The sequence below is a fragment of the Burkholderia cepacia complex sp. TUM26381 genome (assembly GCF_057439935.1).
The window spans coordinates 3,041,482-3,068,265 of the sequence record NZ_CM172006.1 but is presented as its reverse complement, the minus strand read 5'-3'; the positions used below and the strand labels follow the sequence as shown (position 1 = coordinate 3,068,265).

Annotated in this window: 23 protein-coding genes; 7 read left to right on the top strand and 16 right to left on the bottom strand. The window is 68.6% G+C overall.

Annotated elements, in window-relative coordinates; all coding sequences use genetic code 11:
* Positions 1 to 38 precede the first annotated feature (38 nt).
* Positions 39 to 758 (bottom strand): N-acetylmuramate alpha-1-phosphate uridylyltransferase MurU, encoded by a 720-nt coding sequence (murU, locus tag ACWMMN_RS14410; protein WP_059233236.1) that lies wholly within the window; start codon positions 756 to 758, stop codon positions 39 to 41.
* A gap of 32 nt (positions 759 to 790) precedes the next feature.
* Positions 791 to 1,840 carry an aminoglycoside phosphotransferase family protein gene (locus ACWMMN_RS14405; RefSeq protein WP_486422791.1) on the bottom strand — a complete coding sequence of 350 codons (1,050 nt, stop codon included), beginning with the start codon at positions 1,838 to 1,840 and terminating at the stop codon, positions 791 to 793.
* A gap of 223 nt (positions 1,841 to 2,063) precedes the next feature.
* On the opposite strand from ACWMMN_RS14405, the gene ACWMMN_RS14400 reads away from it, so the two are divergent.
* The 4 genes from ACWMMN_RS14400 to rsmA are packed head-to-tail and all read left to right on the top strand — an operon-like array spanning position 2,064 to position 7,712.
* Entirely contained in the window at positions 2,064 to 4,424 is a 2,361-nt protein-coding gene (locus ACWMMN_RS14400; RefSeq protein WP_059233238.1) for an LPS-assembly protein LptD, read from the top strand.
* Positions 4,425 to 4,475: 51 nt separating this feature from the next.
* Positions 4,476 to 5,834, top strand: a complete 1,359-nt coding sequence (locus ACWMMN_RS14395; protein ID WP_059233239.1) for a peptidylprolyl isomerase — start codon at positions 4,476 to 4,478, stop codon at positions 5,832 to 5,834.
* An 11-nt stretch (positions 5,835 to 5,845) separates the two neighbouring features.
* Positions 5,846 to 6,835 (top strand): 4-hydroxythreonine-4-phosphate dehydrogenase PdxA, encoded by a 990-nt coding sequence (gene pdxA, locus ACWMMN_RS14390; protein ID WP_486422790.1) that lies wholly within the window; start codon positions 5,846 to 5,848, stop codon positions 6,833 to 6,835.
* Positions 6,836 to 6,884: 49 nt separating this feature from the next.
* Positions 6,885 to 7,712, top strand: a complete 828-nt coding sequence (gene rsmA / locus ACWMMN_RS14385; protein ID WP_174993181.1) for a 16S rRNA (adenine(1518)-N(6)/adenine(1519)-N(6))-dimethyltransferase RsmA — start codon at positions 6,885 to 6,887, stop codon at positions 7,710 to 7,712.
* Between the two features lie 89 nt (positions 7,713 to 7,801).
* Here rsmA and ACWMMN_RS14380 read toward each other — a convergent pair whose 3' ends face one another.
* The gene (locus ACWMMN_RS14380; RefSeq protein ID WP_059233242.1) at positions 7,802 to 8,737 is read right to left on the bottom strand and encodes a DMT family transporter; all 936 of its coding nucleotides are present in this window, start codon (positions 8,735 to 8,737) and stop codon (positions 7,802 to 7,804) included.
* 384 nt (positions 8,738 to 9,121) lie between these two features.
* Here ACWMMN_RS14380 and gloA point away from each other — a divergent pair, with 384 nt between their 5' ends.
* Complete coding sequence (gloA, locus tag ACWMMN_RS14375) at positions 9,122 to 9,505, top strand: lactoylglutathione lyase (RefSeq protein WP_059233243.1); 384 nt, start codon at positions 9,122 to 9,124, stop codon at positions 9,503 to 9,505.
* 113 nt (positions 9,506 to 9,618) lie between these two features.
* On the opposite strand, the gene ACWMMN_RS14370 is transcribed toward gloA, so the two are convergent.
* The 5 genes from ACWMMN_RS14370 to glyQ are packed head-to-tail and all read right to left on the bottom strand — an operon-like array spanning position 9,619 to position 15,060.
* The gene (locus ACWMMN_RS14370; RefSeq protein ID WP_486422789.1) at positions 9,619 to 10,506 is read right to left on the bottom strand and encodes a M48 family metallopeptidase; all 888 of its coding nucleotides are present in this window, start codon (positions 10,504 to 10,506) and stop codon (positions 9,619 to 9,621) included.
* A gap of 45 nt (positions 10,507 to 10,551) precedes the next feature.
* Positions 10,552 to 11,316, bottom strand: coding sequence for a lysophospholipid acyltransferase family protein (locus tag ACWMMN_RS14365; protein WP_059233245.1), 765 nt, complete (start codon positions 11,314 to 11,316; stop codon positions 10,552 to 10,554).
* A 43-nt stretch (positions 11,317 to 11,359) separates the two neighbouring features.
* Positions 11,360 to 11,923 carry a D-glycero-beta-D-manno-heptose 1,7-bisphosphate 7-phosphatase gene (gmhB, locus tag ACWMMN_RS14360; RefSeq protein WP_059233246.1) on the bottom strand — a complete coding sequence of 188 codons (564 nt, stop codon included), beginning with the start codon at positions 11,921 to 11,923 and terminating at the stop codon, positions 11,360 to 11,362.
* A 10-nt stretch (positions 11,924 to 11,933) separates the two neighbouring features.
* Complete coding sequence (glyS, locus tag ACWMMN_RS14355; protein ID WP_486422788.1) at positions 11,934 to 14,033, bottom strand: glycine--tRNA ligase subunit beta; 2,100 nt, start codon at positions 14,031 to 14,033, stop codon at positions 11,934 to 11,936.
* Between the two features lie 22 nt (positions 14,034 to 14,055).
* Positions 14,056 to 15,060, bottom strand: a complete 1,005-nt coding sequence (glyQ, locus tag ACWMMN_RS14350) for a glycine--tRNA ligase subunit alpha (protein WP_081051793.1) — start codon at positions 15,058 to 15,060, stop codon at positions 14,056 to 14,058.
* Positions 15,061 to 15,382: 322 nt separating this feature from the next.
* Between glyQ and ACWMMN_RS14345 the strand changes: the two genes are divergently transcribed.
* Positions 15,383 to 17,029: a glycosyltransferase family 9 protein gene (locus tag ACWMMN_RS14345; RefSeq protein WP_486422787.1), complete on the top strand. Its 1,647-nt coding sequence runs from the start codon at positions 15,383 to 15,385 to the stop codon at positions 17,027 to 17,029.
* Between the two features lie 54 nt (positions 17,030 to 17,083).
* Here ACWMMN_RS14345 and lnt read toward each other — a convergent pair whose 3' ends face one another.
* The 8 genes from lnt to ACWMMN_RS14305 all read right to left on the bottom strand — a co-directional run bounded on the left by lnt (position 17,084) and on the right by ACWMMN_RS14305 (position 25,365).
* Positions 17,084 to 18,784, bottom strand: a complete 1,701-nt coding sequence (gene lnt, locus ACWMMN_RS14340) for an apolipoprotein N-acyltransferase (RefSeq protein ID WP_486422786.1) — start codon at positions 18,782 to 18,784, stop codon at positions 17,084 to 17,086.
* 52 nt (positions 18,785 to 18,836) lie between these two features.
* Positions 18,837 to 19,724 (bottom strand): CorC family transporter, encoded by an 888-nt coding sequence (locus tag ACWMMN_RS14335; RefSeq protein WP_059233250.1) that lies wholly within the window; start codon positions 19,722 to 19,724, stop codon positions 18,837 to 18,839.
* Positions 19,725 to 20,019: 295 nt separating this feature from the next.
* Complete coding sequence (locus ACWMMN_RS14330) at positions 20,020 to 20,169, bottom strand: hypothetical protein (protein ID WP_174993177.1); 150 nt, start codon at positions 20,167 to 20,169, stop codon at positions 20,020 to 20,022.
* A gap of 40 nt (positions 20,170 to 20,209) precedes the next feature.
* Entirely contained in the window at positions 20,210 to 20,842 is a 633-nt protein-coding gene (locus tag ACWMMN_RS14325) for a gamma-glutamylcyclotransferase (RefSeq protein WP_059233251.1), read from the bottom strand.
* Between the two features lie 12 nt (positions 20,843 to 20,854).
* Positions 20,855 to 21,631 carry an rRNA maturation RNase YbeY gene (gene ybeY / locus ACWMMN_RS14320; protein WP_059233252.1) on the bottom strand — a complete coding sequence of 259 codons (777 nt, stop codon included), beginning with the start codon at positions 21,629 to 21,631 and terminating at the stop codon, positions 20,855 to 20,857.
* A 138-nt stretch (positions 21,632 to 21,769) separates the two neighbouring features.
* The gene (locus ACWMMN_RS14315) at positions 21,770 to 22,816 is read right to left on the bottom strand and encodes a PhoH family protein (protein WP_059233253.1); all 1,047 of its coding nucleotides are present in this window, start codon (positions 22,814 to 22,816) and stop codon (positions 21,770 to 21,772) included.
* Positions 22,817 to 22,845: 29 nt separating this feature from the next.
* Entirely contained in the window at positions 22,846 to 24,219 is a 1,374-nt protein-coding gene (gene miaB / locus ACWMMN_RS14310; RefSeq protein WP_256085256.1) for a tRNA (N6-isopentenyl adenosine(37)-C2)-methylthiotransferase MiaB, read from the bottom strand.
* A gap of 213 nt (positions 24,220 to 24,432) precedes the next feature.
* Positions 24,433 to 25,365: a LysR family transcriptional regulator gene (locus ACWMMN_RS14305; RefSeq protein WP_059233255.1), complete on the bottom strand. Its 933-nt coding sequence runs from the start codon at positions 25,363 to 25,365 to the stop codon at positions 24,433 to 24,435.
* A 146-nt stretch (positions 25,366 to 25,511) separates the two neighbouring features.
* On the opposite strand from ACWMMN_RS14305, the gene ACWMMN_RS14300 reads away from it, so the two are divergent.
* Complete coding sequence (locus ACWMMN_RS14300) at positions 25,512 to 26,687, top strand: MFS transporter (protein ID WP_174993174.1); 1,176 nt, start codon at positions 25,512 to 25,514, stop codon at positions 26,685 to 26,687.
* The last annotated feature ends 97 nt before the right edge of the window (positions 26,688 to 26,784 follow it).

The window sequence follows — 26,784 nt, the reverse complement described above, 5'->3', positions numbered from 1 at the left end:
AACACGACGGGGTGTCGTGCGCGGCGCCCGCCGTCCGGTCAGCCCGCGGCGCGCAGCCGCGCGTCGAGCTCGCCGAGCTGCGCGGGCGTGCCGACGTTCTCCCAGATACCTTCGTACAATTCGCCGCTCGCACGGCCGGCTTCGATCGCCGCGCGGTAGTACGGCGTCAGCGCGCGCCGCGTGCCGGGCGCGAGATCGCGGAACATCCGCGTGTCGTACAGGCCGATGTTGCCGAACGTGACGCGCGCGGCGCCGTCGAGCGCGAGGCGGCCAGCGTCGTCGAGCGCAAAATCGCCGGCCGGGTGGAACGGCGGGTTCGGCACCATCACGAGGTGCATCGCCGGCGTGTCGAGCGCGGCCATCCGTGCGGCGCGCGGCGCGAGTGTCCGGTAGTCGAACGCGCAGTACACGTCGCCGCTGACGGCCGCGAACACGGCCGGCTGCCCGTCGCGCTCGAGCAGCGGCAGCGCCTGCGCGATGCCGCCGGCGGTTTCCAGCGCCTCGCCCTCGGCCGAATACAGGAGCCGCACGCCCCAGCGCGAACCGTCGCCGAGCGCGGCCTCGATCTGCTCGCCGAGCCACGCGTGGTTGATCACGATCGTCTCGATGCCCGCGCGCGCGAGCGCCTCGATCTGCCACACGATCAGCGGCTTGCCGCCGGCTTCGAGCAGCGGTTTCGGGCGGGTGTCGGTCAGCGGGCGCATCCGTTCGCCGCGTCCGGCGGCGAAGATCATCGCCGTGGTCAGGGTGTTGCTCATGGTCGGCCGGGTATCAGGACTCTGGAGGACGGTCAGAACGTATAGCCGACGTCGGCCGGTGCGTTGCCCTCGAGCTCGTCGAGCAGCTTCGCGAACGGCACGAGCGGGCGGTAGCGCAGTGCGACCTTGCGGGCATACGCGATGAAGCGCGGCAGGTCGTTCAGGTAATGCGGCTTGCCATCGCGGTAGTTGATGCGCGCGAACAGGCCGAGGACCTTGATATGACGCTGCAGCCCCATCCATTCGAGCTGGCGGTAGAACTCGCCGAAATCGAGATCGACCGGCAGGCCGGCCTTTTTCGCCTTTTCCCAGTAGTACGCGAAGCAGTCGAGCTCGAACTCTTCGTCCCAGCTGACGAACGCGTCGCGCAGCAGCGACACGACGTCGTACGTCAGCGGCCCGTAGACGGCGTCCTGGAAGTCGAGCACGCCCGGGTTCGGCTCGCAGACCATCAGGTTGCGCGGCATGAAATCGCGCAGCATGAAACCCTGCGGCTGCGCATGGGCGCTCGCGACCAGCAGCGCGAACGTGCGGTCGAGCGTGCCGCGCATCGCGTCGGTGACGGGCTTGCCGAGGTGGCGGCCGACGAACCATTCCGGCAGCAGCTCCATTTCACGGCGCAGGAACGCTTCGTCGAACGGCGGCAGCACGTCGGGCTTCGACGTGAGCTGGAAGCGGATCAGCGCGTCGAGCGCATCGCGCATCAGCGGCCGTGCGGCGGCCGGGTCGGCCGGATCGAGCACCGAGATGTACGACGTGCGGCCGAGGTCCGTCACGAGCATGAAGCCCGCGTCGAAATCATGGGCCAGCACGTCCGGCACGTGGTCGCCGGCCGCGGCGAGCAGCTGCGCGACCTGGACGAACTCGCGGCACTTTTCGGGCGGCGGCGCGTCGACGGCGATCAGCGTGCCGCCGGGGCTCGTGGCCGACGCGACACGGAAATAGCGGCGGAAACTGGCGTCCGACGACGCGGGCGCGAGGGTCGACAGGTCGAGGGCGTAGCGCCCGGCGAGCGGGTGCAGCCACGCGGTGAGCGCTTCGAGGCGGGCGTCGGGCTGGGATGCGGCGGATGGGGGCGTCATGAAACTCGGAGGAGGGGGGAACGTCTTGCCATATAATACCCCACGACTTTTTTGACGCGCCCCGCGTCAGCTTCCGCCGTGCAGGCCCGCCGCCTGTCGCGCCGTCCGCCCGATCGCCTCCCCGGTTTGCGCTCAGCCGCAGTCGCGGTGCGACGGCGCGGCCCGCCGTGCGCGAATGTGCCGTGCAGGCGCGGTTGACAAGGGGCGATTCGCCAAACGATAGATGCCGCCCAAACCGCTATTCCCGAATGTTTTCCCCGGTGACGGGGTGCCGCGCAAACGGCGGCTCGCGCTCGCGCTCCTGGCCGTGCCCGGCCTCGTGCCGGCCGTGTCGTACGCGCAGCTGTCGGGCGCGGCCGCGCAGCCGCAACCGCTCGACTCGCCGTGGGATCTGCGTCTCGCACCCCAGCTCGAGGATCATCCGCTGAAGGACGGCGCGAAGCCGGCCGCCTTCGTGATCGCCGACCACACGAGCGGCACGGCCGAGCAGGACCTCGCCGCCAAGGGCGCCGCCGAGCTGCGGCGCGGCGACGTCGTCGTGAAGGCCGACGCGCTCCACTACGATCAGGATACCGACATGGCCGATGCGTACGGCCAGGTCAAGGTGGTCAATTCCGGCACGTCGTTCGCAGGCCCCGAGGCGCACCTGAAGATCGAGGCGAACCAGGGCTTCATGACGGCGCCGAAGTACCACTTCAACGTGACGGGCGGGTCAGGCAGCGCGGAGCGCGTCGACATGGTCGACAACGAGCGCTCGGTGTTCGTCAACGGCACCTATACCGCGTGCCAGTGCTCGACGAATCCCGCGTGGTACATCAAGGGCAGCCGCTTCGACTTCGATACGGGCGCCGACGAAGGCACCGCGCGCAACGGCGTGCTGTTCTTCCAGGGCGTGCCGATCTTCGCGAGCCCGTGGATGACGTTCCCGCTGTCGGGCGAGCGGCGCAGCGGCCTGCTGCCGCCGACGTTCTCGATGAATTCGAGCAACGGCTTCGAGCTGACGCTGCCGTACTACTTCAACATCGCGCCGAACCGCGACCTGACGCTCACGCCGCGCATCATCTCGCGGCGCGGCGTGTTGACCGAGGCGACGTTCCGCTACCTGTCGCCGTCGTATTCGGGCACGTTTACGGCCAATTACCTGCCGAACGACCGGCTCGAGCACCGCAACCGCTACGCGATCTTCTGGCAGCACCAGCAGAACTTCGGCGGCGGTTTCGGTGGCTACGTCTACTACAACAAGGTCTCCGACAATCTGTATCCCGAACAACTGGGCTCGATGAACCAGTTCATCAACGGGACGCAGACGTTGTACCAGCAGGAGGCCGGAGTCACGTACAACAATGGCCCGTGGTCGGTGCTCGCGCGCTACCAGCACTGGCAGACGCTGCCGCCGTCAATCGCGCCGTACAGCCGCGAGCCGCAGTTGAACGTGAAGTACACGAAGTACAACGTCGGCGGCTTCGACTTCGGCGCGGAAGCCGACTATTCGCGGTTCCGCATCACGACGGCCGACATGACCGAAGGCGACCGGGTCGTCTTCAACCCGTACATCTCGTACGGCGTGTACGGTCCCGGCTACTTCGTCGTGCCGAAGGTCCAGTACCACTTCGCGTCGTACGACCTGAACTACCTGTCGTCGAGCACGCCGAACAGCCCGAAGCGCTTCACCGAGTCGATCCCGACCGTGAGCTTCGATACCGGCCTGATCTTCGACCGCTCCGTGCGCCTGTTCGGCCAGGATTTCATCCAGACCCTCGAGCCGCGCCTGTACTACGTGTACACGCCGTATCGCGACCAGTCGAACGCGCCGCTGTTCGATACCGCGGAATCGGACTTCGGCCTCGCGGAGATCTACCAGCCGAACACGTTCGTCGGCAACGACCGGATCGCGGACGCGAACCGGATCACGGCCGGCCTGACGTCGCGCTTCATCGATCCGCGCACCGGCGACGAACGCGCGCGCTTCGTGATCGCGCAGCAGTACTACTTCGCCGATCAGCGCGTCACGCTGAATTCCGGCCAGAGCGCCGTGCTGGCGCGCCACTCGGACCTGATCGTTGGCGCCGCGCTGAAGCTCGGCTCGGGCTTCATGTCGGAGACGGCGTTCCAGTACAACCAGAACAACAACCAGCTCGTGAAGTCGAGCGTCGGTTTCGGTTACAGTCCGGGCGAGCGCCGCGTGATCAACGTCGGCTACCGCTACACACGATCGAACACCACGCTCGACAACCAGCCGATCAACCAGTTCCTGGTATCCGCGCAATGGCCGCTTACGCGCCGCCTGTACGCGATCGGCCGTTTCAACTACGACCTCGCCGGAGATCGCGTGGTCGACGGTCTGGTCGGCTTACAATACGACGCGGATTGCTGGGCGCTCGGGGTCGGGGTGCAGCGGGCTGCGAACGGCATCAATTCGTCGGGACAGCAGAACTCGTCGACGCGATTCATGATGCAGTTGACGCTCAAGGGCTTGTCGACCGTCGACAACGGCCTCGTGTCCGCATTCCGCGCAGGGGTGCCGGGCTACACGCCGCTGCCGCCGCCGCCGCCGCCGATGTCCCGCTTCAGCAACTACGAGTAACGCCGGCTTGTCTGCACCGGTCAGCACGATTTCAATGGAGTTTCAGTGGCAATGAAGAAAAACCTTCGTTTCGCGGCAGTCGTGTCCAGCCTCGCCGCGTCCGCCGTGCTGCTCGCCGCCGCGCCGGCCGCGGCGCAGGCGCTCGGTTCGCAAGGTGCGCAGCTCGCCGACGAAGTCGTCGCGGTCGTCAACAACGACGTGATCACGGGCCGCGAACTCGACCAGCGCGCCGGCCTGATCGCACGCCGGCTGCAGCAGCAGAACGCGCCCGTGCCGCCAACCGACCAGCTGCGCGCGCAGGTGCTGAACCAGATGGTGCTCGAGCGTATCCAGGTGCAGAAGGCCAAGGACGACGGGATCCGCATCGACGACGCGACCGTGCAGTCCACGCTGCAGCGCCTTGCGCAGGCGAACGGGATGACGCTCGACCAGTACCGCGGGCGTCTCGAGGCGCAAGGCGTGCCCTGGAGCATCTTCACGAGCGATGCACGGACCGAGCTGATGCTGTCGAAGCTGCGCGAGCGCGAGGTCGACGGCAAGATCACCGTGTCCGACGCCGAGGTCGCGAACTACATCGCGAGCCAGCGCGGGCCGAACGCGTCGCAGCAGCAGGACCTGCGCTTCCAGCACATCTTCATCAAGGCGCCGACCAACGCACCGCAGGCCGACATCGAAGCCGCGCAGAAGAAGGCCGACGCGCTGCTGCAGCAGGCGAAGTCGGGCGCCGATTTCGAGCGCCTCGCGAAGAACAACTCGGAAGCGAACGACGCGAAGAAGGGCGGCGACCTCGGCTTCAAGGCGCCGAGCGCGCTGCCGGCCGAAGTCGTCGACGCCGCCTCGAAGCTGCGCCCGGGCCAGGTCAACCCGACGCTGATCCGCGTGCCGGACGGCTTCGAGATCGTGCGTCTCGTCGACCGCCGCCAGAGCCAGGGTGCAACGGCCGCCGCACCGAAGATCGTCCAGACGCACGTGCGTCACATCCTGCTGCGCGTCGGTGAAGGCAAGTCGGAAGGCCAGGCGCGCCAGCAACTGGTCGACATCCGCAACCAGGTCGAGGCCGGCGGCGATTTCGCGAAGTTCGCGCGCACCTACTCGCAGGACGGATCGGCGTCGCAGGGCGGCGATCTCGGCTGGATCAGCCCGGGCGAGACCGTGCCGGAATTCGAGCGTGCAATGAACAACCTGCAGGACGGCCAGATCAGCCAGCCGATCCGTACCGAGTACGGTTATCACCTGATCCAGGTGCTGAACCGCCGCGAAGCGGAAGGGTCGGTGCAGCAGCAGATGGACATCGCCCGCCAGGCGATTGGCCAGCGCAAGGCCGAGCAGGCGTATGCCGACTGGCTGCGCGAGCTGCGCGATTCGTCGTACGTGCAGTACAAGATCGGCGGCGCCGGCCCGGCGAACTGAGCGAGCGTCAGATGACCACGCCTGCGCTGCAGATCGCGATCACGACCGGCGAACCCGCGGGGGTCGGCCCGGAGCTGACCGTGCAGGCGCTGCGTGACGCGGCGCAGCGCTGGCCCGACGCCCATTTCACCGTGCTCGGCGATGCGGCGCTGCTCGACGCGCGGGCGGCAGCCGTCGGCGCCGGCCCGGCCACGCTGGCCGGCGGCACGCAAGTGTCGGTCGCGCACCATGCGCTCGCCGTACCCGTACAGGCGGGCCGGCTCGACGCGGCGAACGGCCGTTACGTGCTCGGGCTGCTCGATGCGGCGATCGACGGCGCGCTGGATGGCCGGTACGACGCGATCGTGACCGCGCCGCTGCAGAAAAGCACGATCAACGATGCGGGCGTGCCGTTCACCGGCCACACCGAATACCTCGCGGAGCGCACGCACACGCCGCGCGTCGTGATGATGCTGGCGGGCACCGGCGACAGGCCGCTGCGCGTTGCGCTCGCGACGACGCACCTGCCGCTGAAGGACGTATCGGCCGCGCTGACGATCGACGGGCTCGTCGAGACGCTCGCGATCATCGATCGCGACCTGCGGCGCGATTTCGGCCTCGCCGCACCGCGCATCCTCGTGACGGGCCTGAATCCGCATGCGGGCGAGAACGGTTATCTCGGCCGCGAGGAGATCGACGTGATCTCGCCCGCGCTTGCCGGCGCCAATGCGCAGGGCATCGACGCGCGCGGTCCGTATCCGGCCGACACGCTGTTCCAGCCGCGCCATCTGGCCGATGCCGATTGCGTGCTCGCGATGTTCCATGACCAGGGCCTGCCCGTGCTGAAGTTTGCGACGTTCGGCGAGGGCATCAACGTGACGCTCGGGCTGCCGATCATCCGCACGTCGGTCGATCACGGCACGGCGCTCGATCTGGCCGGCACGGGCCGGGCGGATCCGGGCAGCATGATTGCCGCGCTCGACACGGCCGTCACGATGGCGCGCCACCGCCGCGCGGCCTGACGCGGCCCGGTTTCACCTCATTCGTCGTATTTTTCGTTTTACTCAGTCGATGTCGAACAGCAGACAGCACCAAGGCCACTTCGCGCGCAAGCGCTTCGGGCAGAACTTCCTCGTCGATCATGGCGTGATCGATTCGATCGTGTCGACGATCGGCCCCGCGCGCGGCCAGCGCATGGTCGAGATCGGTCCCGGCCTCGGCGCGCTGACCGGGCCGCTGATCGAGCGCCTCGCGACGCCCGAGTCGCCGCTGCACGCGGTCGAGCTCGACCGCGACCTGATCGGCCGCCTGCAGCAGCGCTTCGGCGCGCTGCTCGAACTGCACGCGGGCGACGCGCTCGCGTTCGACTTCCGATCGCTCGCGGCGCCCGGCGACAAGCCGTCGCTGCGGATCGTCGGCAACCTGCCGTACAACATTTCCAGCCCGCTGCTGTTTCACCTGATGACATTCGCCGATGCGGTCATCGACCAGCATTTCATGCTGCAGAACGAAGTCGTCGAACGGATGGTCGCGGAGCCCGGCACGAAGGCGTTCTCGCGGCTGTCGGTGATGCTGCAGTACCGCTACGTGATGGAAAAGATGCTCGACGTGCCGCCGGAGTCGTTCCAGCCGCCGCCGAAGGTCGATTCGGCGATTGTCCGGATGATTCCGTACGAGCCGCACGAACTGCCGGACGTCGATTCCGTGCTGCTCGGCGAAATCGTCACCGCCGCGTTTTCGCAGCGCCGCAAGATGCTGCGCAACACGCTCGGCGACTATCGCGAGACGATCGATTTCGATGCGCTCGGGTTCGATCTCGCGCGTCGTGCCGAGGACGTGAGCGTGGCTGAATACGTTGGCGTCGCGCAGGCGCTCGCGGCGGTGCGCAAGGCCGGCTGACGCGCGCGGCGCGAGCCGGACCGGATGTGTCGAAGAGGCTGCCCGACAGGGCGGCCTTTTTTATTGCGCGCGTGTTTCGCGCCGGGCGCTTACACCCGCCGGCGCGGCGGCGCGTTGACGAGCGCGATGCCGGTCAGTACCAGCGCGGCCGCGGACATGAAGCGCCAGCCGACCGATTCGCCGAGCAGCAGCACGCCGAACGCGACGCCGAACAGCGGCGACAGGAACGTGAAGACCGACAGCCGCGACGCACTGTAGCGCGTCAGCAGCCAGAACCACGACAGGTAGCTGACGAACGCGACGATCACCGACTGGTACGCGAGGCTTGCCACTGCGACCGGCGTCACGTGCGCGAACGACACCTGGCCGAACAGCGCAGCGAGCGCGACCAGCACGACCGCCGATACCGCGAGCTGGTAGAACAGCGTCTTGCTCGCACTGGCCCGCGCGAGCGCCGTCGAGCGCACGACAACCGTTGTCGCGGCCCACATCGCGCCGCCGAGAATGCCGAGCGCATCGCCGGCCAGCCCGGCCAGTACCGATGCGCCGGGCGCGCGCGGCTTCAGGAAGCCGTCCGCGAACGCGAGCGCGATGCCGGCGAATGCGAGACCGACGCCGGCCCACTGCGTGCGCTGCAGCCGTTCGCCCGGTGCGAACAGGTGCAGGCCGAGCGCGGTGAAGCACGGCGCCGTGTACAGGAAGATCGCCATGTGCGACGCGCTCGTCAGCGTCAGCCCGAAGAACACGCAGATGAATTCGCCGGCGAACAGCGCACCGGCCGCGAGGCCCGCGCCGAACGTGCCGTCGGCCTGGAACAGTGGCGTGCCGCGCGTGCGGGCCCAGCCCCACAGCAGACCCGCGGCGATCACCGAGCGCAGCCCGGCCTGGAACATCGGCGCGATCGCGGCGTTCGTGCTCTTGATCGCGACCTGCTGGAAGCCCCAGATCGCGCACAGCAGCAGCATCAGGCCGACGGCGCGCATGTCGAGCGCGCGGCGCACGGGGGCGGCGGCGAGTGTGGTCATCGACGTGCGTCGCCGGGTTGGCGACGCGCAAGCGAGGTCGGGCGGGCGGCGCGTCCGGTGCGCTCGAATCGGCGGTTTCGCACGGCAGTGTGGCGATCGGGAAGGGTGGGTGGTCGCGTTCGGGCGGTGACGCGCATGCCCGTATTTGGTGCGAGATGGAAGGATGTTACCCGATCGGCGGCGTGGCCGGGCGCGCCGGTTCGTGCCGTTTTCCGTCAACGGGATCGGCGCGCCGGTCGACCCGATGGGCCGCGTCAGCCGCCCGCGCGGGGTGTCCTCGGCTGGCCCGTCGGCCAGGGCGCCCCCGGCTAGGCGCCCCCGGCGGGTTTCACCCGTCTCTGGTAAAGTTTCCGGTTCTGGAAAGTCCCCACAGGAGTACACAACATGCGTTTGCTGCATACGATGCTGCGAGTCGGCGATCTCGACCGCTCGATCAAGTTCTACACCGAATTGCTCGGCATGAAGCTGCTGCGTCGCGAGGATTATCCGGAAGGCAAGTTCACGCTCGCGTTCGTCGGCTACGAAGAAGAGAGCACGGGTACCGTGATCGAGCTGACCCACAACTGGGATACGCCGTCCTACGATCTCGGCAACGGTTTCGGCCATCTGGCCGTGGCGGTCGAGGATGCGTACGCTGCGTGCGAGAAGATCAAGGCGCAAGGCGGCAAGGTCACGCGCGAGGCGGGCCCGATGAAGCATGGCACGACCGTGATCGCCTTCGTCGAGGATCCGGACGGCTACAAGATCGAGTTCATCCAGAAGAAGTAAGCGCCGGATGAGCGGGCCGCGGCGTGCGAGATGCGCCGCGGCTGCAAAAAAGGGCGATGCGGGGTGACCCGCATCGCCCTTTTTCCTGGGCGGCGCACGCTGCGTGCGTCGTGTCAAAGCGACGGCAGCAATTCGGGCGGGTGATGCTTGAGTGTGTGCCGCGCTTCGCGGAACTCCGGGAAGATCGATTCGACGGTCTGCCAGAAGGCCGGGCTGTGGTTCATCTCGCGCAGGTGCGACAGTTCGTGCGCGACGACGTAGTCGATGATCGACATCGGGAAATGGATCAGCCGCCAGTTCAGGCGGATTTTGCCGTCGCTCGAGCAGCTGCCCCAGCGCGTCGCGGCCGACGACAGCGCATACATCGAATACGTGACGCCGAGTTTTTCCGCGTAGACCGGCAGGCGTTCGCCGAAGATGCGTTTCGCTTCGCCCTGCAGCCAGCCCTGCACGCGATCCTTGATCTGCTGCATGTCGGCCTGCACGGGCAGCGGCAGCGACAGCCGCAGCGCGTCGGCATCGAATGCGACGGCGCCAGCGCCGAGCGCGATCGTCACCGTCTTGCCGAGATACGGAAGCTGCGCGCCGTCGCGCCAGTCGATCTGCGGCAGCGCGCGTTGCTCGGTGCGCGTTTTCCACTCCGCGAGCTTCGCGAAGATCCAGCGTTGCTTCTCGGAGATCGCTGCTTCGATGTCGGCGAGCGTGACCCAGCGCGGCGCGGTGATCGACAGCCCGCTGCCGTCGATCGTGAAGCCGATCGTACGGCGTGCCGAACGTTTCAGCCGGTATTCGAGCATGCGGCTGTCGAGCGCGAACGTGCGCACGCGCGAGCGGTCGGGTGCCGGGCCCGGTTTGGGCGGCGAGGCGGGTGAGGTTTCAGGCGGCGCCGGCGGCGCGGCGGGCGCCGACGGGGCAGCGGCCGGCCCGTCGAAGAGCGGCAGATCCATCTGGCGATGATCGAGAGCCACGACGGCAGGCCGTGGCCGCGGACGCTGTTTCATCAGTTCGCTTCTTTTTGTCGTACGCAACGGCTGCAATCCGGGGCGTCAGGCGCGCGCGGCATCGCGCGTGCCGGCATTGCCCGCCTGGCGATAGGAATCGGGATCGATGCGGCGCATTTCCGCTTCGATCCATGCTTCGACCTGCGAGTTCAATACATCGGGCGTCAGCCCGTCGCTGGGGATCGGCTTGCCGATCGACACGGTGACGACGCCCGGGAATTTCGTGAACGAGTTGCGCGGCCACACCCGACCTGCATTGTGCGCGATCGGCACGACCGGCGTGCCGGTTTCGATCGCGAAGCGCGCGCCGCCCGTCTTGTACTTGCCCTGCTTGCCGACCGGCGTGCGCGTGCCTTCGGGGAACATGATCATCCATGCGCCTTCGGACAGGCGCTTCTTGCCCTGGCGGATCACCGAGGTGAACGCGTTCTTGCCTTCCTTGCGGTTGATGTTGACCATGTGCAGCAACCCGAGCGCCCAGCCGAAGAACGGCACGTACAGCAGCTCGCGCTTGAATACATAGCAGAGCGGCTTCGGCATCAGTGCCGGAAACGCGAGCGTTTCCCACGCGGACTGGTGCTTCGACAGCAGCACGGCCGGACCGTCGGGCAGGTTCTCCATCCCTTCGATCCGGTAGCGGATGCCGTTCAGCCAGCGCACGACGAACAGCGTCGACTTGCACCAGCCGGCCGCCATCCAGTAGCGCGCGTCGGGGCGCATGAACGGGAACGCAATGAAGCACGCGGTGGCGTACGGCACCGTGTACAGGATGAAGTAGATCAGCAGCAGCAGGGAGCGGACGAAGCGCATCGGCGTGAGTCTGGCGTTAGGGAGCATGCGCGCGGCAGCCGCATCACTCGTGTTCGTGAGAAAGGAAATCGAGCGCGAACGCGCGCAGGTCGTCGTGCACCTTCGTGCCGGGCGGCAGATTGCCCGCAGCGAGCGTCTTCTTGCCCTTGCCGGTCAGCACGAGGTGCGGCTGGAAGCCGACCGCGACGCCGGCCTGCAGGTCGCGCAGCGAATCGCCGACGACCGGCGTGTGATCGGGATCGATCTCGAAGCGCTCGGTGATCATCTGCATCATGCCGGGTTTCGGCTTGCGGCAGTCGCAATGATCCTCGGCCGTGTGCGGGCAGAAGAACACCGCGTCGATGCGCGCGCCGACCGCGGCCGCCGCGCGATGCATCTTCAGGTGCATCTCGTTGAGGGTGGCCATGTCGAACAGCCCGCGACCGATGCCGGACTGGTTGGTCGCGACGACCACGCGATAGCCCGCGTGGTTGAGCCGGGCGATCGCCTCGAGGCTGCCGGGCAGCGCGATCCATTCGTCGGGCGTCTTGATGAACGCATCCGAATCGACGTTGATCACGCCGTCCCGGTCGAGGACGACGAGCTTTCGGTTGGGGCTGGTCGGCATCGTGCGGCCCTTATGCGGCGAGCTTCGAGATGTCGGCGACGCAGTTCATCTGCTGGTGCAGCGCGAACAGCAGCGCGAGACGGTTCGCGCGCAGTGCCGGATCTTCCGCGTTGACCATCACGTCGTTGAAGAACGTGTCGACCGGTGCGCGCAGCGCGGCGAGCGCCGACAGCGCGCCCGTGTACGCCCGCGCCTCGAGCTGCGACTGAACGTGCGGCGTGACGGCCGCGAGCTGTTCGTGCAGCGCCTTCTCGGCGGCCTCGACGAGCAGCGCCGGCTGCACCGAACCGCTCGCGCCGCCTTCCGACTTCTTCAGGATGTTCGAGATCCGCTTGTTCGCGGCCGCGAGCGCTTCGGCTTCCGCGAGGCGCGTGAATTCGCGCACCGCGTCGAGGCGCGCGACGAGATCGTCGATGCGCGTCGGGTTCAGGCTCAGCACGGCATCGATTTCGCCGGCCGAATAGCCGCGCTCGCGCAGCAGGCCGCGCAGGCGATCCATGAAGAACGCGAAGATGGCATCGGTCGACTCGGCGACGCCCGGCACGCCTTCGAAGCGCGCGTGGGCCGTGCGCAACAGCGACACGAGATCGAGCGGCAGCTGCTTCTCGACCAGCAGGCGCAGCACGCCGAGCGCGTGGCGGCGCAGTGCGAACGGATCCTTCTCGCCGGTCGGCGCAAGGCCGATGCCCCAGATGCCGACGATCGTCTCGAGCTTGTCGGCAAGCGCGACGGCGGTCGACACGGGCGTGGTCGGCAGCGCGTCGCCGGAGAAGCGCGGCTGATAGTGCTCGGCGCAGGCGAGCGCGACGTCGTCGGCTTCGCCGTCGTGGCGCGCGTAGTACGTGCCCATCGTGCCCTGCAGTTCCGGAAACTCGCCGACCATGTCGGTCAGCAGGTCGGCCTTCGCGAGGCGCGCGGCGCGCTTCGCTTGCGTGGCGTCGGCGCCGATCGCGGGGGCGATCTCGCCGGCCAGCGCCTCGAGGCGTTCGACGCGCGCGAGCGCCGAACCGAGCTTGTTGTGATAGACGACGTTCGCGAGCTGCGGCACGCGGTCGGCGAGCGGCTTCTTCTTGTCCTGCTCGAAGAAGAACTTCGCATCGGCGAGGCGCGGGCGCACGACGCGCTCGTTGCCTTCGATGATCTCGCCCGGCGTCTTCGTCTCGATGTTCGACACGATCAGGAAGCGCGAGCGCAGCTTGCCGGCGACGTCGGTCAGCGCGAAATACTTCTGGTTCGTCTGCATCGTGAGGATCAGGCATTCCTGCGGAACCTGCAGGAATTCGTCCTCGAAGCGGCACGGATAGACGACCGGCCATTCGACCAGCGACGTCACTTCGTCGAGCAGCGATTCGGGCATCACGACCGTGTCGCCGTTTGCATGCTCGTTCAACTGCGTGCGGATCGTTTCGCGGCGATCGGCGAAGTGCGCGATCACGCGGCCCTTGTCGCGCAGCGTGTCGGCGTACGCGCGCGCATGCTGGATCGCGACCAGGCCGTCGGACAGGAAGCGGTGGCCGAGCGTGGTGTCGCCGGCATCGACGCCGAACGCGGTGACGGGCACGACGCGGTCGTCGTGCAGCACCGTCAGCCGATGCACCGGGCGCACGAACTTCACGTCCGAGCCGTCCGGGCGCTGGTACGTCATGAATTTCGGGATCGGCAGCTTCGCGAGCGCTTCGTCGAGCGCGGCCTGCAGGCCGTCGGCGAGCGTGGCGCCGGCCGCCGAGTAGTTGATGAAGAACGCCTCGGCCTTGCCGTCCTGCGCGCGCTCGAGATCGGCGATCGACAGGTTCGGGTGGCCGAGCGCCGCGAGCTTTTTCGCGAGCGGGGCCGTCGGCTTGCCTTCGGCGTCGAGTGCGACCGACACGGGCAGGACTTTTTCGCGGACTTGCCGGTCAGGCGCGACCGCGCGCACGTTCTGCACGACGACGGCGAGGCGGCGCGGCGTGGCGTAGCGTTCGAACACGAGTTCGCCTTCGACGAGGTCGCGCGCCGCGAGGCGTTGCGCGAGACCTTCGGCGAATGCGTCGCCGAGGCGCGCGAGGGCCTTCGGCGGCAGCTCTTCGGTCAGCAGTTCGACGAGCAGGGGGGCGGGATGATTGTGCGTCATGATTGGAATAAATCTCGTCTCGTCAGTCCTGATCGATCTTGCGTTCGACCTTGAGCGGCGGCGCCCATGCCGGCTGCGCGGCGTCCTGGGCGTCGGTGGTGAGGCCCGGCACGCCCGGCGGATTGCCGAGCATCGGGAAGCCGAGCTTCTCGCGCGAGTCGTAGTAAGCCTGCGCGACGAGACGCGACAGAGCGCGGATGCGGCCGATGTACGCTGCACGCTCGGTGACCGAGATCGCGCCGCGCGCGTCGAGCAGGTTGAACGTGTGGCCGGCCTTCAGCACGAGCTCGTACGCGGGCAGCGCGAGCTGCGCGTCGATCATCTTCTTCGCTTCCGCTTCGTAGCTGTTGAAGAACGTGAACAGCAGGTCGACGTTCGCGTGCTCGAAGTTGTAGGTCGACTGCTCGACCTCGTTCTGGTGGTACACGTCGCCATACGACAGGCGCCGCAGCTCGGGGCCGTTCGGGCCTTGCTCTTCCCACTCGGTCCACACGAGGTCGTACACGTTCTCGACCTTCTGCAGGTACATCGCGAGGCGCTCGAGGCCGTACGTGATTTCGCCGAGCACCGGCTTGCATTCGAGGCCGCCGACTTCCTGGAAGTACGTGAACTGCGTGACTTCCATCCCGTTCAGCCACACTTCCCAGCCGAGGCCCCACGCGCCGAGCGTCGGGTTTTCCCAGTCGTCCTCGACGAAGCGCACGTCGTTCTGCTTCAGGTCGAAGCCGAGCGCTGCGAGCGAGCCGAGGTACAGGTCGAGGATGTTTTCCGGCGCCGGCTTGAGCACGACCTGGTACTGGTAGTAGTGCTGCAGGCGGTTCGGGTTCTCGCCGTAGCGGCCGTCCTTCGGGCGGCGCGACGGCTGCACGTACGCGGCGCGCCACGGCTCGGGGCCGATCGCGCGCAGGAACGTGTGGACGTGCGACGTACCCGCGCCGACTTCCATGTCGATGGGCTGGAGCAGGGCGCAACCCTGCTTGTCCCAGTAGGACTGCAGCGTCAGGATGATTTGCTGAAACGTAAGCATGAAGAGCCTTCGTGGCGCTGGCGCTCCGTTGCGGGCGGCGCTCCGGGCAGTGCCCGGAGGGTCGGCTCGCGCGGCGGCGCGGCTTGTTAGTGTGCTGAAACGCGTAATTTTACCGGATCGGCGGCCGGATGCGACCGGAACGCAGGCGAGGCCGCATCCGGCCGGCTTCCCGCGGCCTGCGCACGCACGACCCGCGGGCGCCGCGCGGCTGCGTGCGGCCCGCCGCGACGCGCATGCCGCGCCGCTTCGCGCGGGCGTTAAGATTGCGCCTATTGCGGCGCGCGCCACGCGTGCCGCGTCACCGCTTGCCGACGCCGACTGCATGGACGCCCCGACCGACATCCTCATTCCGCTGCTTCCGCCATTCCTCGCGCTGCTCGGGCAGGCCGCCGACGCGCAGGCGCGCGGCGAGCGCGCCGCGCACGACCTGTGGCTCGCCGCCGCCGCCCATCTGCATGCGGTCGATGCCGACGCGCTCGCGCAGCTCACGACGACACTCGTCGCGCGGCAGCGCACCGCCGACGCGCTGGCGCTTGCCGGATGCGCGGCGCGCGCGCAGCCGGGCGCGGGCACGTACTTCAATCACGGCTATGCGCTGCAGATGGCCGGCCGCCACGCGGATGCCGTCGCGCCGTACCGCGCGGCGCTGGCGATCGATGCCGGCCGGCCGTCGCTGCGCAACAACCTCGCGATCGCGCTGCGGCTGTCGGGCGGCGACCGCGCGGAGGAGATCGCGCTGCTCGACGCGGCCGTGACGCACGATCCGCAAGACGTGCAGGCGTGGATCAATCTCGTCGTCGCGCGGATCGCGACGCACGACCTCGACGGCGCGCTCGCGTGCGCCGCGCGGCTGGCCGCCCTCGCGCCCGACAACGCGCTCGCGATGAACAACGTCGCGATGGCGATGAAGGAGGCGCAGCGCTGGGACGATGCCGAGCGCTGCGCCGCACGCGCGTGCGAGCTGGCGCCCGACGATGCGTCGTACCGCTTCAACCTCGCGATCATCCAGCTCGTGCGCGGCAACTACGCGGCCGGCTGGCGCGGCCACGAGGCGCGCTGGGACGGGGCGGGCGAGTTGCGCGGCCGCCTGCCGGCGCTGCCGGGCCCGCGCTGGCAGGGCGAGCCGCTCGCGGGCAAGACGCTGCTGGTGTGGGGCGAGCAAGGGCTCGGCGACGTGCTGCAGTTCTGCCGCTACGTCGCGCCGCTCGCCGAGCGCGTGCATCGCGAGGGCGGCCGGCTCGTGTGGAATACGTTCCCGCAGGTCGGCACGCTGATGCAGCGCAGCCTCGGCGCGCACGCGGATGGCTTCGGCGCGGGCGGCGGCGTCGACGTGCTGCCGGCATTCGATTACGAGGTGCCGCTGATCGGCCTGCCGCTGATGCTCGGGATGGAAGCGTCGACGCTCGCGTCGTCGGTGCCGTACCTGCGGGCCGACCCGGATGCGCGCGATGCGTGGCGGGCGCGGCTCGCGGGTGACCGCCGGCTGAAGGTCGGGCTCGTGTGGACGGGCAGTGCGGGCCACCAGCGCAACCCGTTCCGGCGCGTCGGGCTCGAGCGCTATGCCGATGCGTTCCGCGGGATCGACGGCGTCGCGTTCTATTCGCTGCAGCCGGGCGCGCAGGCGGACGTCGAGGCGGCCCGTGCGACCGGCTTCGCGATCGAGGACTTCACGGCCGAGCTGACGAGCTTCGACGATACGGCCGCGTTCATCGGCGCGCTGGATCTCGTGATGACCGTGTGCACGTCGGTCGCGCACCTGGCGGGCGCGCTCGGCGCGCGCACGTGGGTGCTGCTCGACGTGAATCCGCACTGGCCGTGGCTGCTCGAACGCACGGACAGCCCGTGGTATCCGACCGCGACGCTGTACCGGCAGCCGGCGTTCGGTACCTGGGCGCCGGTGATGGAGGCGGTGAGTCGCGACCTGCGAAGCCTGGCCGCGCAGCCGGTTCAACCGGCCCGGCAGGCCTGAGCGGCCGGCCGGTTCGCGGTCATGGGCTGCCGCACGCAGCGGCGGCCGTCTGCGTCATTCGGGCTGGCCGTCGCCGTTCTTCCGGCCGTTGCGCCGGCGCAGCCCCGGCCCGAACGTGAAGCCGAACGCGAGCAGCACGAACGACACCGCGAGCACGATGTTGTTGCCGCTCGTCACGTACGGCGTGAAGCCGCTCGTGCCTTCGATCCGCACGTCGAGCGAGCCGATCGTGAACGGCTTCAGCTGGCCGAGCACGCGCCCGTGTGCGTCGATCGCGGCGGTCATGCCCGTGTTGGTCGAGCGCAGCATCGGCCGGCCCGTTTCGAGCGAGCGCATCCGCGCGATCTGCAGGTGCTGGTCGAGCGCGATCGTGTCGCCGAACCATGCGAGGTTCGTCACGTTGACGAGCACGCCGGGCGGCTGCGGGTTGTCGCGGATCGTCGCGGCGATTTCCTCGCCGAACAAGTCCTCGTAGCAGATGTCGGCCATCACGGGCTGGTTGTGCACGAGGAACGGCTTCTGCACGGGCGCGCCGCGCGCGAAGTCGCCGAGCGGCATCTTCATCAGGTTGACGAACCAGCGGAAGCCCCACGGGATGAATTCGCCGAAGGGCACGAGATGGTGCTTGTCGTAGTGATAGATGTCGCGCGAGTTCGGCGTCACGCCGTACAGGCTGTTCGTATAGTCGACGTAGTGGCCGTCCTCGGTCACCGACGCGCCGACCGCGCCGAACAGCACGGCCGAGCCCGTCGTGTCGCTGAATTTGCGGATCGCGACGGCGAACGGCTCGGGCAGCTCCTGGATCATCACCGCGATCGCGGTTTCGGGCGTGACGATCAGGTCGGCCGGCTTTTCGACGATCATCTGCTGGTACATCTTGATCGCCGCGTCGATGCCTTCCTGCTCGAACTTGATGTCCTGCTTCACGTTGCCCTGCAGCAGCCGCACCGTGAGCGGCGCGTTCGCGGGCACGGTCCACGTGACCTGCGACAGCCCGAGGCCGGCCGCGACGAGCGCAACCGCCACGCCGGCCGGCGCGGCGATGCGCACGCGTGCGTAGCCGTTCGCGCTGCCCGCCCCGTCGTCACGCACGGGCGACGAGCGCGCGGCGACGAGCGCCTGCACGACCAGCGCGGCGAACAACGCGAGCACCCACGCGATCCCGTACACGCCGACCACCGGCGCGAAGCCCGCGAACGGGCCGTCGACCTGCGGGTAGCCGCTGGCGAGCCACGGAAAGCCGGTGAACAGGGTGCCGCGCAGCCATTCGCCGAGCGCCCACGCGCTCGCGAAGGCGAACGCGCCGTGCCAGGTCGGCGAGAACGGGCGGGGGTCGGGGGTGCGGCGATGCCACGCATGGCCCGCGCAGAACGACCACAGCCCGGCCGAGAACGCCGGGTACAGCGACAGGTACAGCGCGAACAGCACGAGCGCGCCGCCCGCGAGTGGCGCGGCCATCTCGCCGTACACGTGCATGCTGATGTAGAGCCACCAGATGCCGCTGATGAAGTTGCCGAAGCCGAATGCGCCGCCGGTGAGCGCGGCGCCGCGCCAGCTCGACGTGCGCGTCAGTTGCGCGAAAAACCAGACGAATACGACGAGCTGCAGCCAGCCGCCATGCGGCGTCGGTGCGAAGCTGAGCGTATTGGCCGCGCCGGCGAGCAGCGCGGCCGGGTAGTGCCAGCGCGGCAGCGCGCGGCCGGGCGCCGGCGCGAGAAAGCCGCCAGCCGGGCGGGACGGGATCGGATCGTCCATGTGAAGCGGGAGTGGGCGAGCGGTTGAAGGAAGCGCGGCTGGCGCGGAACGGTCAGTCTTCGTGCGAGGTTTCGGCGCGGCGGCTGGCGAGCGGGTTGCGGCGCACCAGCAGCACGTGAACCTGGCGCGCATCGCCGCGCTGGATTTCGAACACGAGGTTGCCGAGCTGCAGCTTCTCGCCGCGGTGCGGCACGCGTCCGAAATGATGGGTGATCAGCCCGCCGATGGTATCGACCTCGTCGTCGGGGAAATCGGTGCCGAATACCTCGTTGAACTGCTCGATCTCGGTGAGTGCGCGCACGCGATAGCGGCCGTCCGGCCCCGAGATGATGTTGCCGGCTTCCTCGTCGAAGTCGTATTCGTCCTCGATGTCGCCGACGATCTGTTCGAGCACGTCCTCGATCGTGATCAGGCCCGCGACACCGCCGTATTCGTCGACGACGATCGCCAGGTGATTGCGGTTCACGCGGAAGTCGTGCAGCAGCACGTTCAGGCGCTTCGATTCCGGAATGAACACGGCCGGGCGCAGCATCCCGCGTACGTCGAACTCGTCTTCGGCATAGAAGCGCAGCAGATCCTTCGCGAGCAGCACGCCGATGACGTTGTCGCGGTTCTCCTCGTACACCGGGTAGCGCGAGTGCGCCTTTTCGAGGACGAACGGGATGAAATCCTCGGGCTTGTCGGCGATGTTGATCGCGTCCATCTGCGCGCGCGGCACCATGATGTCGCGGGCGCACAGATCGGATACCTGGAACACGCCTTCGATCATCGACAGCGAGTCGGCGTCGATCAGGTTGCGTTCGTGGGCGTCCTGGAGGATTTCCAGCAGCTCGCCGCGGGATTCGGGCTCGGGCGAGATGAAGTCGGTCAGGCGCTCGAGCAGCGAGCGCTTTTCTTGCGGTTTGTCGGTTGGCTTACGACTGGGATACGAATCGTTCATGGTGGTGCGCCCGGGTCATGCCGGGGCGCGCGGTCACGGAGTAGGCAAGGATACACCAAGGGCACGACGCGACCGTGTCACCCCGGCCGCACGGCCAGGGTGGGCGGCTCGCGCGGGCCCCGCTCGCGGACAGCCGCGCCGGGCGCGACATCGTCCTCGGGTCCATCCTATCTCAGAAAAGGGCGAAGGCGCAGCAGCGGTAAAAAACGGGGGCGGAAAGACCGGCGAGGCGCTGCGCGGCAGGCGGCCCGTGTCGGCGGCATTCTGCCGCACGCGCGCGCCGCCGGTGCGCGGCTCAGAACCGCATGCCGGCCGAGCAGCCGCCGCCGGCCGCGCCGTTGGTCGCGGCGCCGCCGCAGCCGAGGATCCCGCAGCCGGACAGCGCGACGCTCGCGGCGACGATCAGCGTGGCGATCCGGTAACGCGACCAGCGTGACGGTTTCATTGGCGGTGTCCTCGTTCGAATGCGCGGGCGTCGTGCCGCATCACCGGCATCGCGCGAGCAACCCTTCCAGCGCACGGTCGGGAATGCCGCTCGCGCGCAGCGCGTCGACCGTGCGGCTCACGTAGTCGAGCGTCGTGCCGTAGCGGCCGGCCGCGCAGCTGAACACTTCCTTCACGACGGGGTCGGTCAGCTTGCCCGTATAGGTCGGTACGTCGCGGCGCATCACGAACGCGAGCGCGTTCACGCGTTCGCCGGTCTCGAGCGAGCACGGCAGCCACGCGGGCCGGTACGAACCCATCGGCATTTCGCGCTTCCACAACGTCTCGAGATGCGGCTGCGCGGTCGGGCCGGAGAGCCGGAATGCGATGCCCGAGCACGAACCGCCGCGATCGAGCGCGAGCACGAGGCCCGGGCGCTCGGGGGTGCCGCGGTTCACGCGCGACCACAGGTAGAGGCCGCGATGGTAGCCGTGCACCTTGCCGCGCACGGCGGCGACGGTCGGCAGACCGGGGTTCCAGATCAGCGAGCCATAGCCGAACAGCCAGAGATCCTGCCGGCCGTCCCAGTCGCGCATCGTGTGCGCGAGCGATGCCGCGAGCTCGTCTTCCGTCAGCAGCCGGCCCGCGCCGATCGACGGCGGGTAGGCGGGCGGCAGCGTCGCGGTGTTGCGCATCGTGCGGACGGCTTACTGGTACGGGTTCGGGAAACCCAGCTTCGCGAGGATGTCGACTTCGAGCGCTTCCATTTCGGCCGCGTCCTCGTCGCTCGTTTCGTGATCGTAACCCTGCGCGTGCAGCGCGCCGTGCACCAGCAGGTGCGCGTAATGGGCCGTGAGCGGCTTGCCCTGTTCGTGCGCTTCCTTCTCGACGACCGGGCAGCACAGCACGAGATCGCCGATCACGGTGCCGTCGGGCGCCGCGTCGTATGCGAAGGTCAGCACGTTGGTCGGGTAGTCCTTGTGGCGGTAGCCGGCGTTCAGCGTGCGGCCTTCGTTTTCGCCGACGAAGCGCACGGTGAGCTGCGCGCTCGCGAACAGCGCCGGCTCGATCCATTCGGCGATCAGCTTGCGCTTGGGCAGCGTCTTGCGCACGTCGCTCGTGATCTCGTCGCCGTACTGCACGGACAGCTCGAGTTCCAGCGCGCGCGGCGCATCGTCGAGGTCGTCTTCGCGCGGCGCGAGCTCGGCGCCGACGTGCAGCGTCACGCTGTCGTAGTGCTCGGGCTGCAGCGCGAGCTTCGCGCGCATCGCCGGATCGTTGTGCTGCGCGACGATCGCGACAGCCGCGTCGCCCGAGCTGCCCGACAGGTCGAACATCAGGCTGCGGCCGTCCGGGAAGTCGATCCGCAGCCCTTGTGCGTTGACGGTCCGGGCCTTGCCCTTCGCATCGAACAGCGAAAGGCGGGGAGATTCGGGCGCGGCGGACTCGGCGCGACCGGACTTGCGGGAACGGGAGGATTTCATGACGCGTGCGGCGATTGGGACGCGTTGAGGATACACCAAACGGCCGATCCCACCCGAATTCAACCAGGCGAAAAAAAGCCCGGCGCGCCGTGTGGCGGGCCGGGCCGGCAGGCCGGGGCAGCACGCGTGCGCGGCCGCTCAGCCGTCCTGATGCTGCGCGTGGAACTCGTCGTATGCCTCGACGATGCGCGCGACGAGCGGATGGCGCACGACGTCGGCGCTCGTGAAGCGCGTGAGTGCGATGCCGCGCACGCCGCCGAGCACCTGCTGTGCTTCGACGAGACCGCTCTTGTGGCCGCGCGGCAGGTCGACCTGGCTCGTGTCGCCGGTCACGACCGCCTTCGAGCCGAAGCCGATCCGCGTGAGGAACATCTTCATCTGCTCGGGCGTCGTGTTCTGCGCCTCGTCGAGGATGATGAACGCGTGGTTCAGCGTGCGGCCGCGCATGTACGCGAGCGGCGCGATCTCGATCATCTGGCGCTCGAACATCTTGGCCGTCTTGTCGAAACCGAGCAGGTCGTACAGCGCGTCGTACAGCGGACGCAGGTACGGGTCGACCTTCTGCGCAAGATCGCCCGGCAGGAAGCCGAGCCGTTCGCCGGCCTCGACGGCCGGGCGCGTCAGCACGATCCGCTTGACCTGGTCGCGCTCGAGCGCGTCGACCGCGCATGCAACCGCAAGGTAGGTCTTGCCGGTGCCGGCCGGCCCGATGCCGAGCGTCACATCGTGCGACAGGATCTGCTTCAGGTACTCGCGCTGCGCGGGCGTGCGGCCGCGCAGGTCGGCACGCCGCGTGTACAGCTTCGGCCCGGGCTCTTCTTCCGGCTCGCTGGCGTCGAGCTGCACGACGGGCTCGTCGAACGGATGGTCGGGGTCGCCGCGGAAGCGCACGTCGACCGTGTCCTGGCGGCCGTTGCCGGTCGTGTGGCGCACTTCGACCAGCGCGAGCTGGATGTCGTCGACCGACAACGGATCGCGCGCGCGGTTGTAGAAGTTTTCGAGCGCGGCGAGCGCGAGCTTGGCGCCGCGCCCGCGGATCGTGATCCGGTGGCCGCGCCGCGCGAGCGTGACGTCGAGTGCCTGTTCGATCTGCCGCAGGTTCTCGTCGAGCGGGCCGCAGAGGTTGGCGAGGCGCGCGTTGTCGTCGCGCGGGGCAGTGAATTCCAGTGCTTGGACGGTCTTCAAAGTAGCGTCGGGCTCCTGTTGAGCGTCAATCAGTGGGTGGCCGCGCTCGCGTCGTCGCTGACGAGCACGAGCTCGCCGCGCAGCGAGTGCGGGTACGCGTGGTTGATCTTCACGTCGATCATCTGGCCGATCAGGCGCGGGTGCGACGCAAGCGGCGCCGGGAAATTCACGACCCGGTTGTTCTCGGTGCGGCCCGCGAGTTCGTTCGGGTCCTTGCGCGACGGGCCCTCGACGAGGATCCGCTCGACCTTCCCGACCATCGACTCGCTGATGCGCGCGACGTTTTCCTCGATGGTCGCCTGCAGATGTTGCAGGCGTTTGAGCTTCACTTCGCGCGGCGTGTCGTCGTGCAGGTTCGCGGCCGGCGTGCCGGGGCGCGGGCTGTAGATGAACGAGAAGCTCGTGTCGTAGCGCATCTCGTGCACCAGCGCCATCATCTTGTCGAAATCGTCCTCGGTCTCGCCGGGGAAGCCGACGATCATGTCGGTCGACAGCGACAGGTCGGGGCGGATCGCGCGCAGCTTGCGGATCACCGACTTGTATTCGAGCACCGTGTAGCCGCGCTTCATCGCCATCAGGATACGGTCGGAGCCGTGCTGGACCGGCAGGTGCAGGTGGCTCACGAGCTTCGGCACCTTCGCGTAGGTGTCGATCAGGCGCTGCGTGAATTCCTTCGGGTGCGACGTCGTATAGCGGATCCGCTCGATGCCGGGGATGTCGGCGACGTATTCGATCAGCGTCGCGAAATCGGCGATGTCCGACGAGCCGGCCGCCAGCGCGCCGCGGTATGCGTTCACGTTCTGGCCGAGCAGCGTGACTTCGCGCACGCCCTGGTCGGCGAGGCCGGCCACTTCGGTCAGCACGTCGTCGAGCGGGCGCGACACCTCATCGCCGCGGGTGTACGGCACCACGCAGTAGCTGCAGTACTTCGAGCAGCCTTCCATGATCGACACGAATGCGCTCGGCCCTTCGACGCGCGCGGGCGGCAGGTGGTCGAACTTCTCGATTTCCGGGAACGAGATGTCGACCTGCGCGCGGCCGCTCTCGCGGCGCGCGTCGATCATCTGCGGCAAGCGATGCAGGGTTTGCGGGCCGAACACGAGGTCGACGTACGGCGCGCGCGACACGATCGACGCGCCTTCCTGGCTCGCGACGCAGCCGCCGACGCCGATCAGCAGGCCGGGCTTCGCTGCCTTCAGCTCGCGCACGCGGCCGAGATCGGAGAACACCTTCTCCTGCGCCTTTTCACGCACCGAGCACGTGTTGAACAGGATGATGTCGGCGTCTTCCGGCGTGTCGGTCTTTTCGAGGCCTTCGGAGGCATTGAGCACGTCCACCATCTTGTCCGAGTCGTACTCGTTCATCTGGCAGCCGAAGGTCTTTACGTAAACTTTCTTGGTCATGGGGATTCGCCGTTCGCAGTGGTTGACCTGGGGGCGTCGTCAAGGGTGAATCGGGACGGCCGTGCGCTGCACGCAGATGCGCGCAGCGAGCAGGAAAAGCCGTCGGGAAAGCCTTCCATTATAGCTTTTCGCGCCGCTCGGGACGGGCGGCGGGTTGCGGCCGCGCGACGCCGGGTGTCAGGTTCCGACCCCGGATCGGCGATGCGCCGGGCGTCAGCGGCACGCGTTCAGCAGGTCGTCGAGCGCGGCTTCCTCGCGCGCGAAGCGTTCGGCGAGAAAGTCGAGCAGCACGCGCACGCGCGGCGCCATGTAGCGCTTGCCGGGGTAGATGGCGTGCAGCGGCGCACCCTGGTGCCGCCAGTCGGGCAGCAGGACCGTGAGCCGCCCCGCGCGTATGTCGTCGGCGACATCCCAGATCGAGTTCAGCACGATGCCGTGCCCGCGTAGCGCCCACTCGCGGGCGAGGCCGCCGTCGTTGGTCTCGAACGCGGTGGCGAGCGGCACCGTGCAGGTTTGCGCGTCGCCGTCGCGCGTGAAGTGCCACGTGTTCATCGGCCCGGACGCGACCGTGATCACGTTGCAGGGAAATCGGGCGAGATCGTGAGGATCGCGCGGCGCGCCGTGACGGGCGACGAACGACGGCGCCGCGCACGGCACGCGCCGGTCCGCGGCGAGCCGGCGGGCGATCAGCGCGCCATCGGGCGGGGCGGCGAAGCGGATCGCGAGATCGATCTCGTCCTGCCACAGGTTGACCGTCGAGTCGGACGCCGTGAGCGAGAACGTGACGTCCGGGTAGCGCACGGTGAATTCGTCGAGCCAGTCGAGCAAGCGGCGGCGGCCGAAATCGGATGTCGCCGACAGCCGCACCCGGCCGCCGACGACGTTGCGGCCGGCCTGCAGCAGCGCGTTGGCGTCGTCGAGCGCCTGCAACCCCTGCCGGCACCCGTTCAGGTACAGGCGGCCCTCGTCGGTGAGCCGCAACTGCCGGGTCGAACGGTCGAACAGCCGGGTCGCGACTGCCGCCTCGAGCTTCGCGAGGCGCGCGCTCGCGGCAGCCGGCGTGAGGTTCAGCTTGCGCCCGGCGGCCGACAGGCTGCCCAGTTCCGCGGCTTCGACGAACAGCCGGATATCGCCCAGTCGGTCCATGCGATTTTCCAGAAATATTTGAAAATGGTTCAAATGCCACGCCAATTATCAAATATAGGCGTCTTCGGGACAATGCGCGCACATCCCGCTTCTTGTGCGGTGCGGCACCGACCGGTCGCCGCGGCCGCCGCCTTCCGGAGAACGTCATGCCCATTCCGTTACTGGCGCTCGCGATCAGCGCCTTCGCCATCGGCACCACCGAATTCATCATCATGGGCCTGCTGCCCGAAGTCGCGCACGACCTGGCCGTGTCGCTGCCGTCGGCCGGCCTGCTCGTCACCGGCTATGCGCTCGGCGTCGCGGCCGGCGCGCCGCTGCTCGCGGTGCTGACGAGCCGCATGCCGCGCAAGGCCGCGCTGCAACTGCTGATGGCGATCTTCATCGTCGGCAACGTGCTGTGCGCGACCGCGTCCGGCTACGCGATGCTGATGGTCGCGCGCGTCGTCACGTCGTTCGCGCACGGATCGTTCTTCGGGATCGGCGCGGTGGTCGCCGCGTCGCTCGTGCCGACCGACAAGCGCGCGAGCGCGATCGCGCTGATGTTCACCGGGCTCACGCTGTCGAACGTGCTCGGCGTGCCGTTCGGCACGTTCGTCGGCCAGCTGCTCGGCTGGCGCGCGTCGTTCTGGATCGTCGCAGCGCTCGGCGTGCTGGCGCTCGGCGGCGTGGCGGCGCTGGTGCCGAACCGTCATGACAGCGGGCCGGTCGGCCTCGGTCACGAAGTGCGCGTGCTGAAGGAGCCGCAGGTATGGCTCGCGCTGCTGATGACGGTGCTCGGCTTCGGCGGCGTGTTCGTCGTGTTCACGTACATCGCGCCGATTCTGGAAACCGTGTCCGGCTACTCGCCGCGCGCGGTCGCGCTGGTCCTCGTGCTGTTCGGCGCCGGGCTGACGATCGGCAACACGCTCGGCGGCAAGCTCGCCGACCGCGCGCTGATGCCGTCGCTGATCGCGATCCTCGTCGCGCTGATGGCCGTGATGGCCGTGTTCGCGAAGACGAGCCACCTGCCGGTCGCGGCCGCCGTCACCGTATTCGTCTGGGGGATCGCCGCGTTCGCGACGGTGCCGCCGCTGCAGGCGCGCGTGGTCGAGAAGGCCGCGAGCGCACCGCATCTCGCGTCGACGCTGAACATCGGCGCGTTCAACGTCGGCAATGCGGGCGGCGCGTGGCTCGGCGGCCTCGCGCTGGAACACGGCTTCGCGCTCGACGCGCTGCCGTGGGTCGCGGTTGCGGTGACGTTCGCGGCGCTGGTCGTCACGTGGTTCGCGATGCGGCTCGACGCGCGCGGCCCGGCACGCGGCGCGGCGCCGGCCGCGCAGTGAGCGTTGCCGCGGCGAGCAGGCGGTGACGCGATAGCGGCAGGAAAAGGTTCGCGAGAAACGCATTCCTCCGCGATGCTGATAACGGTGTGAAGATAAC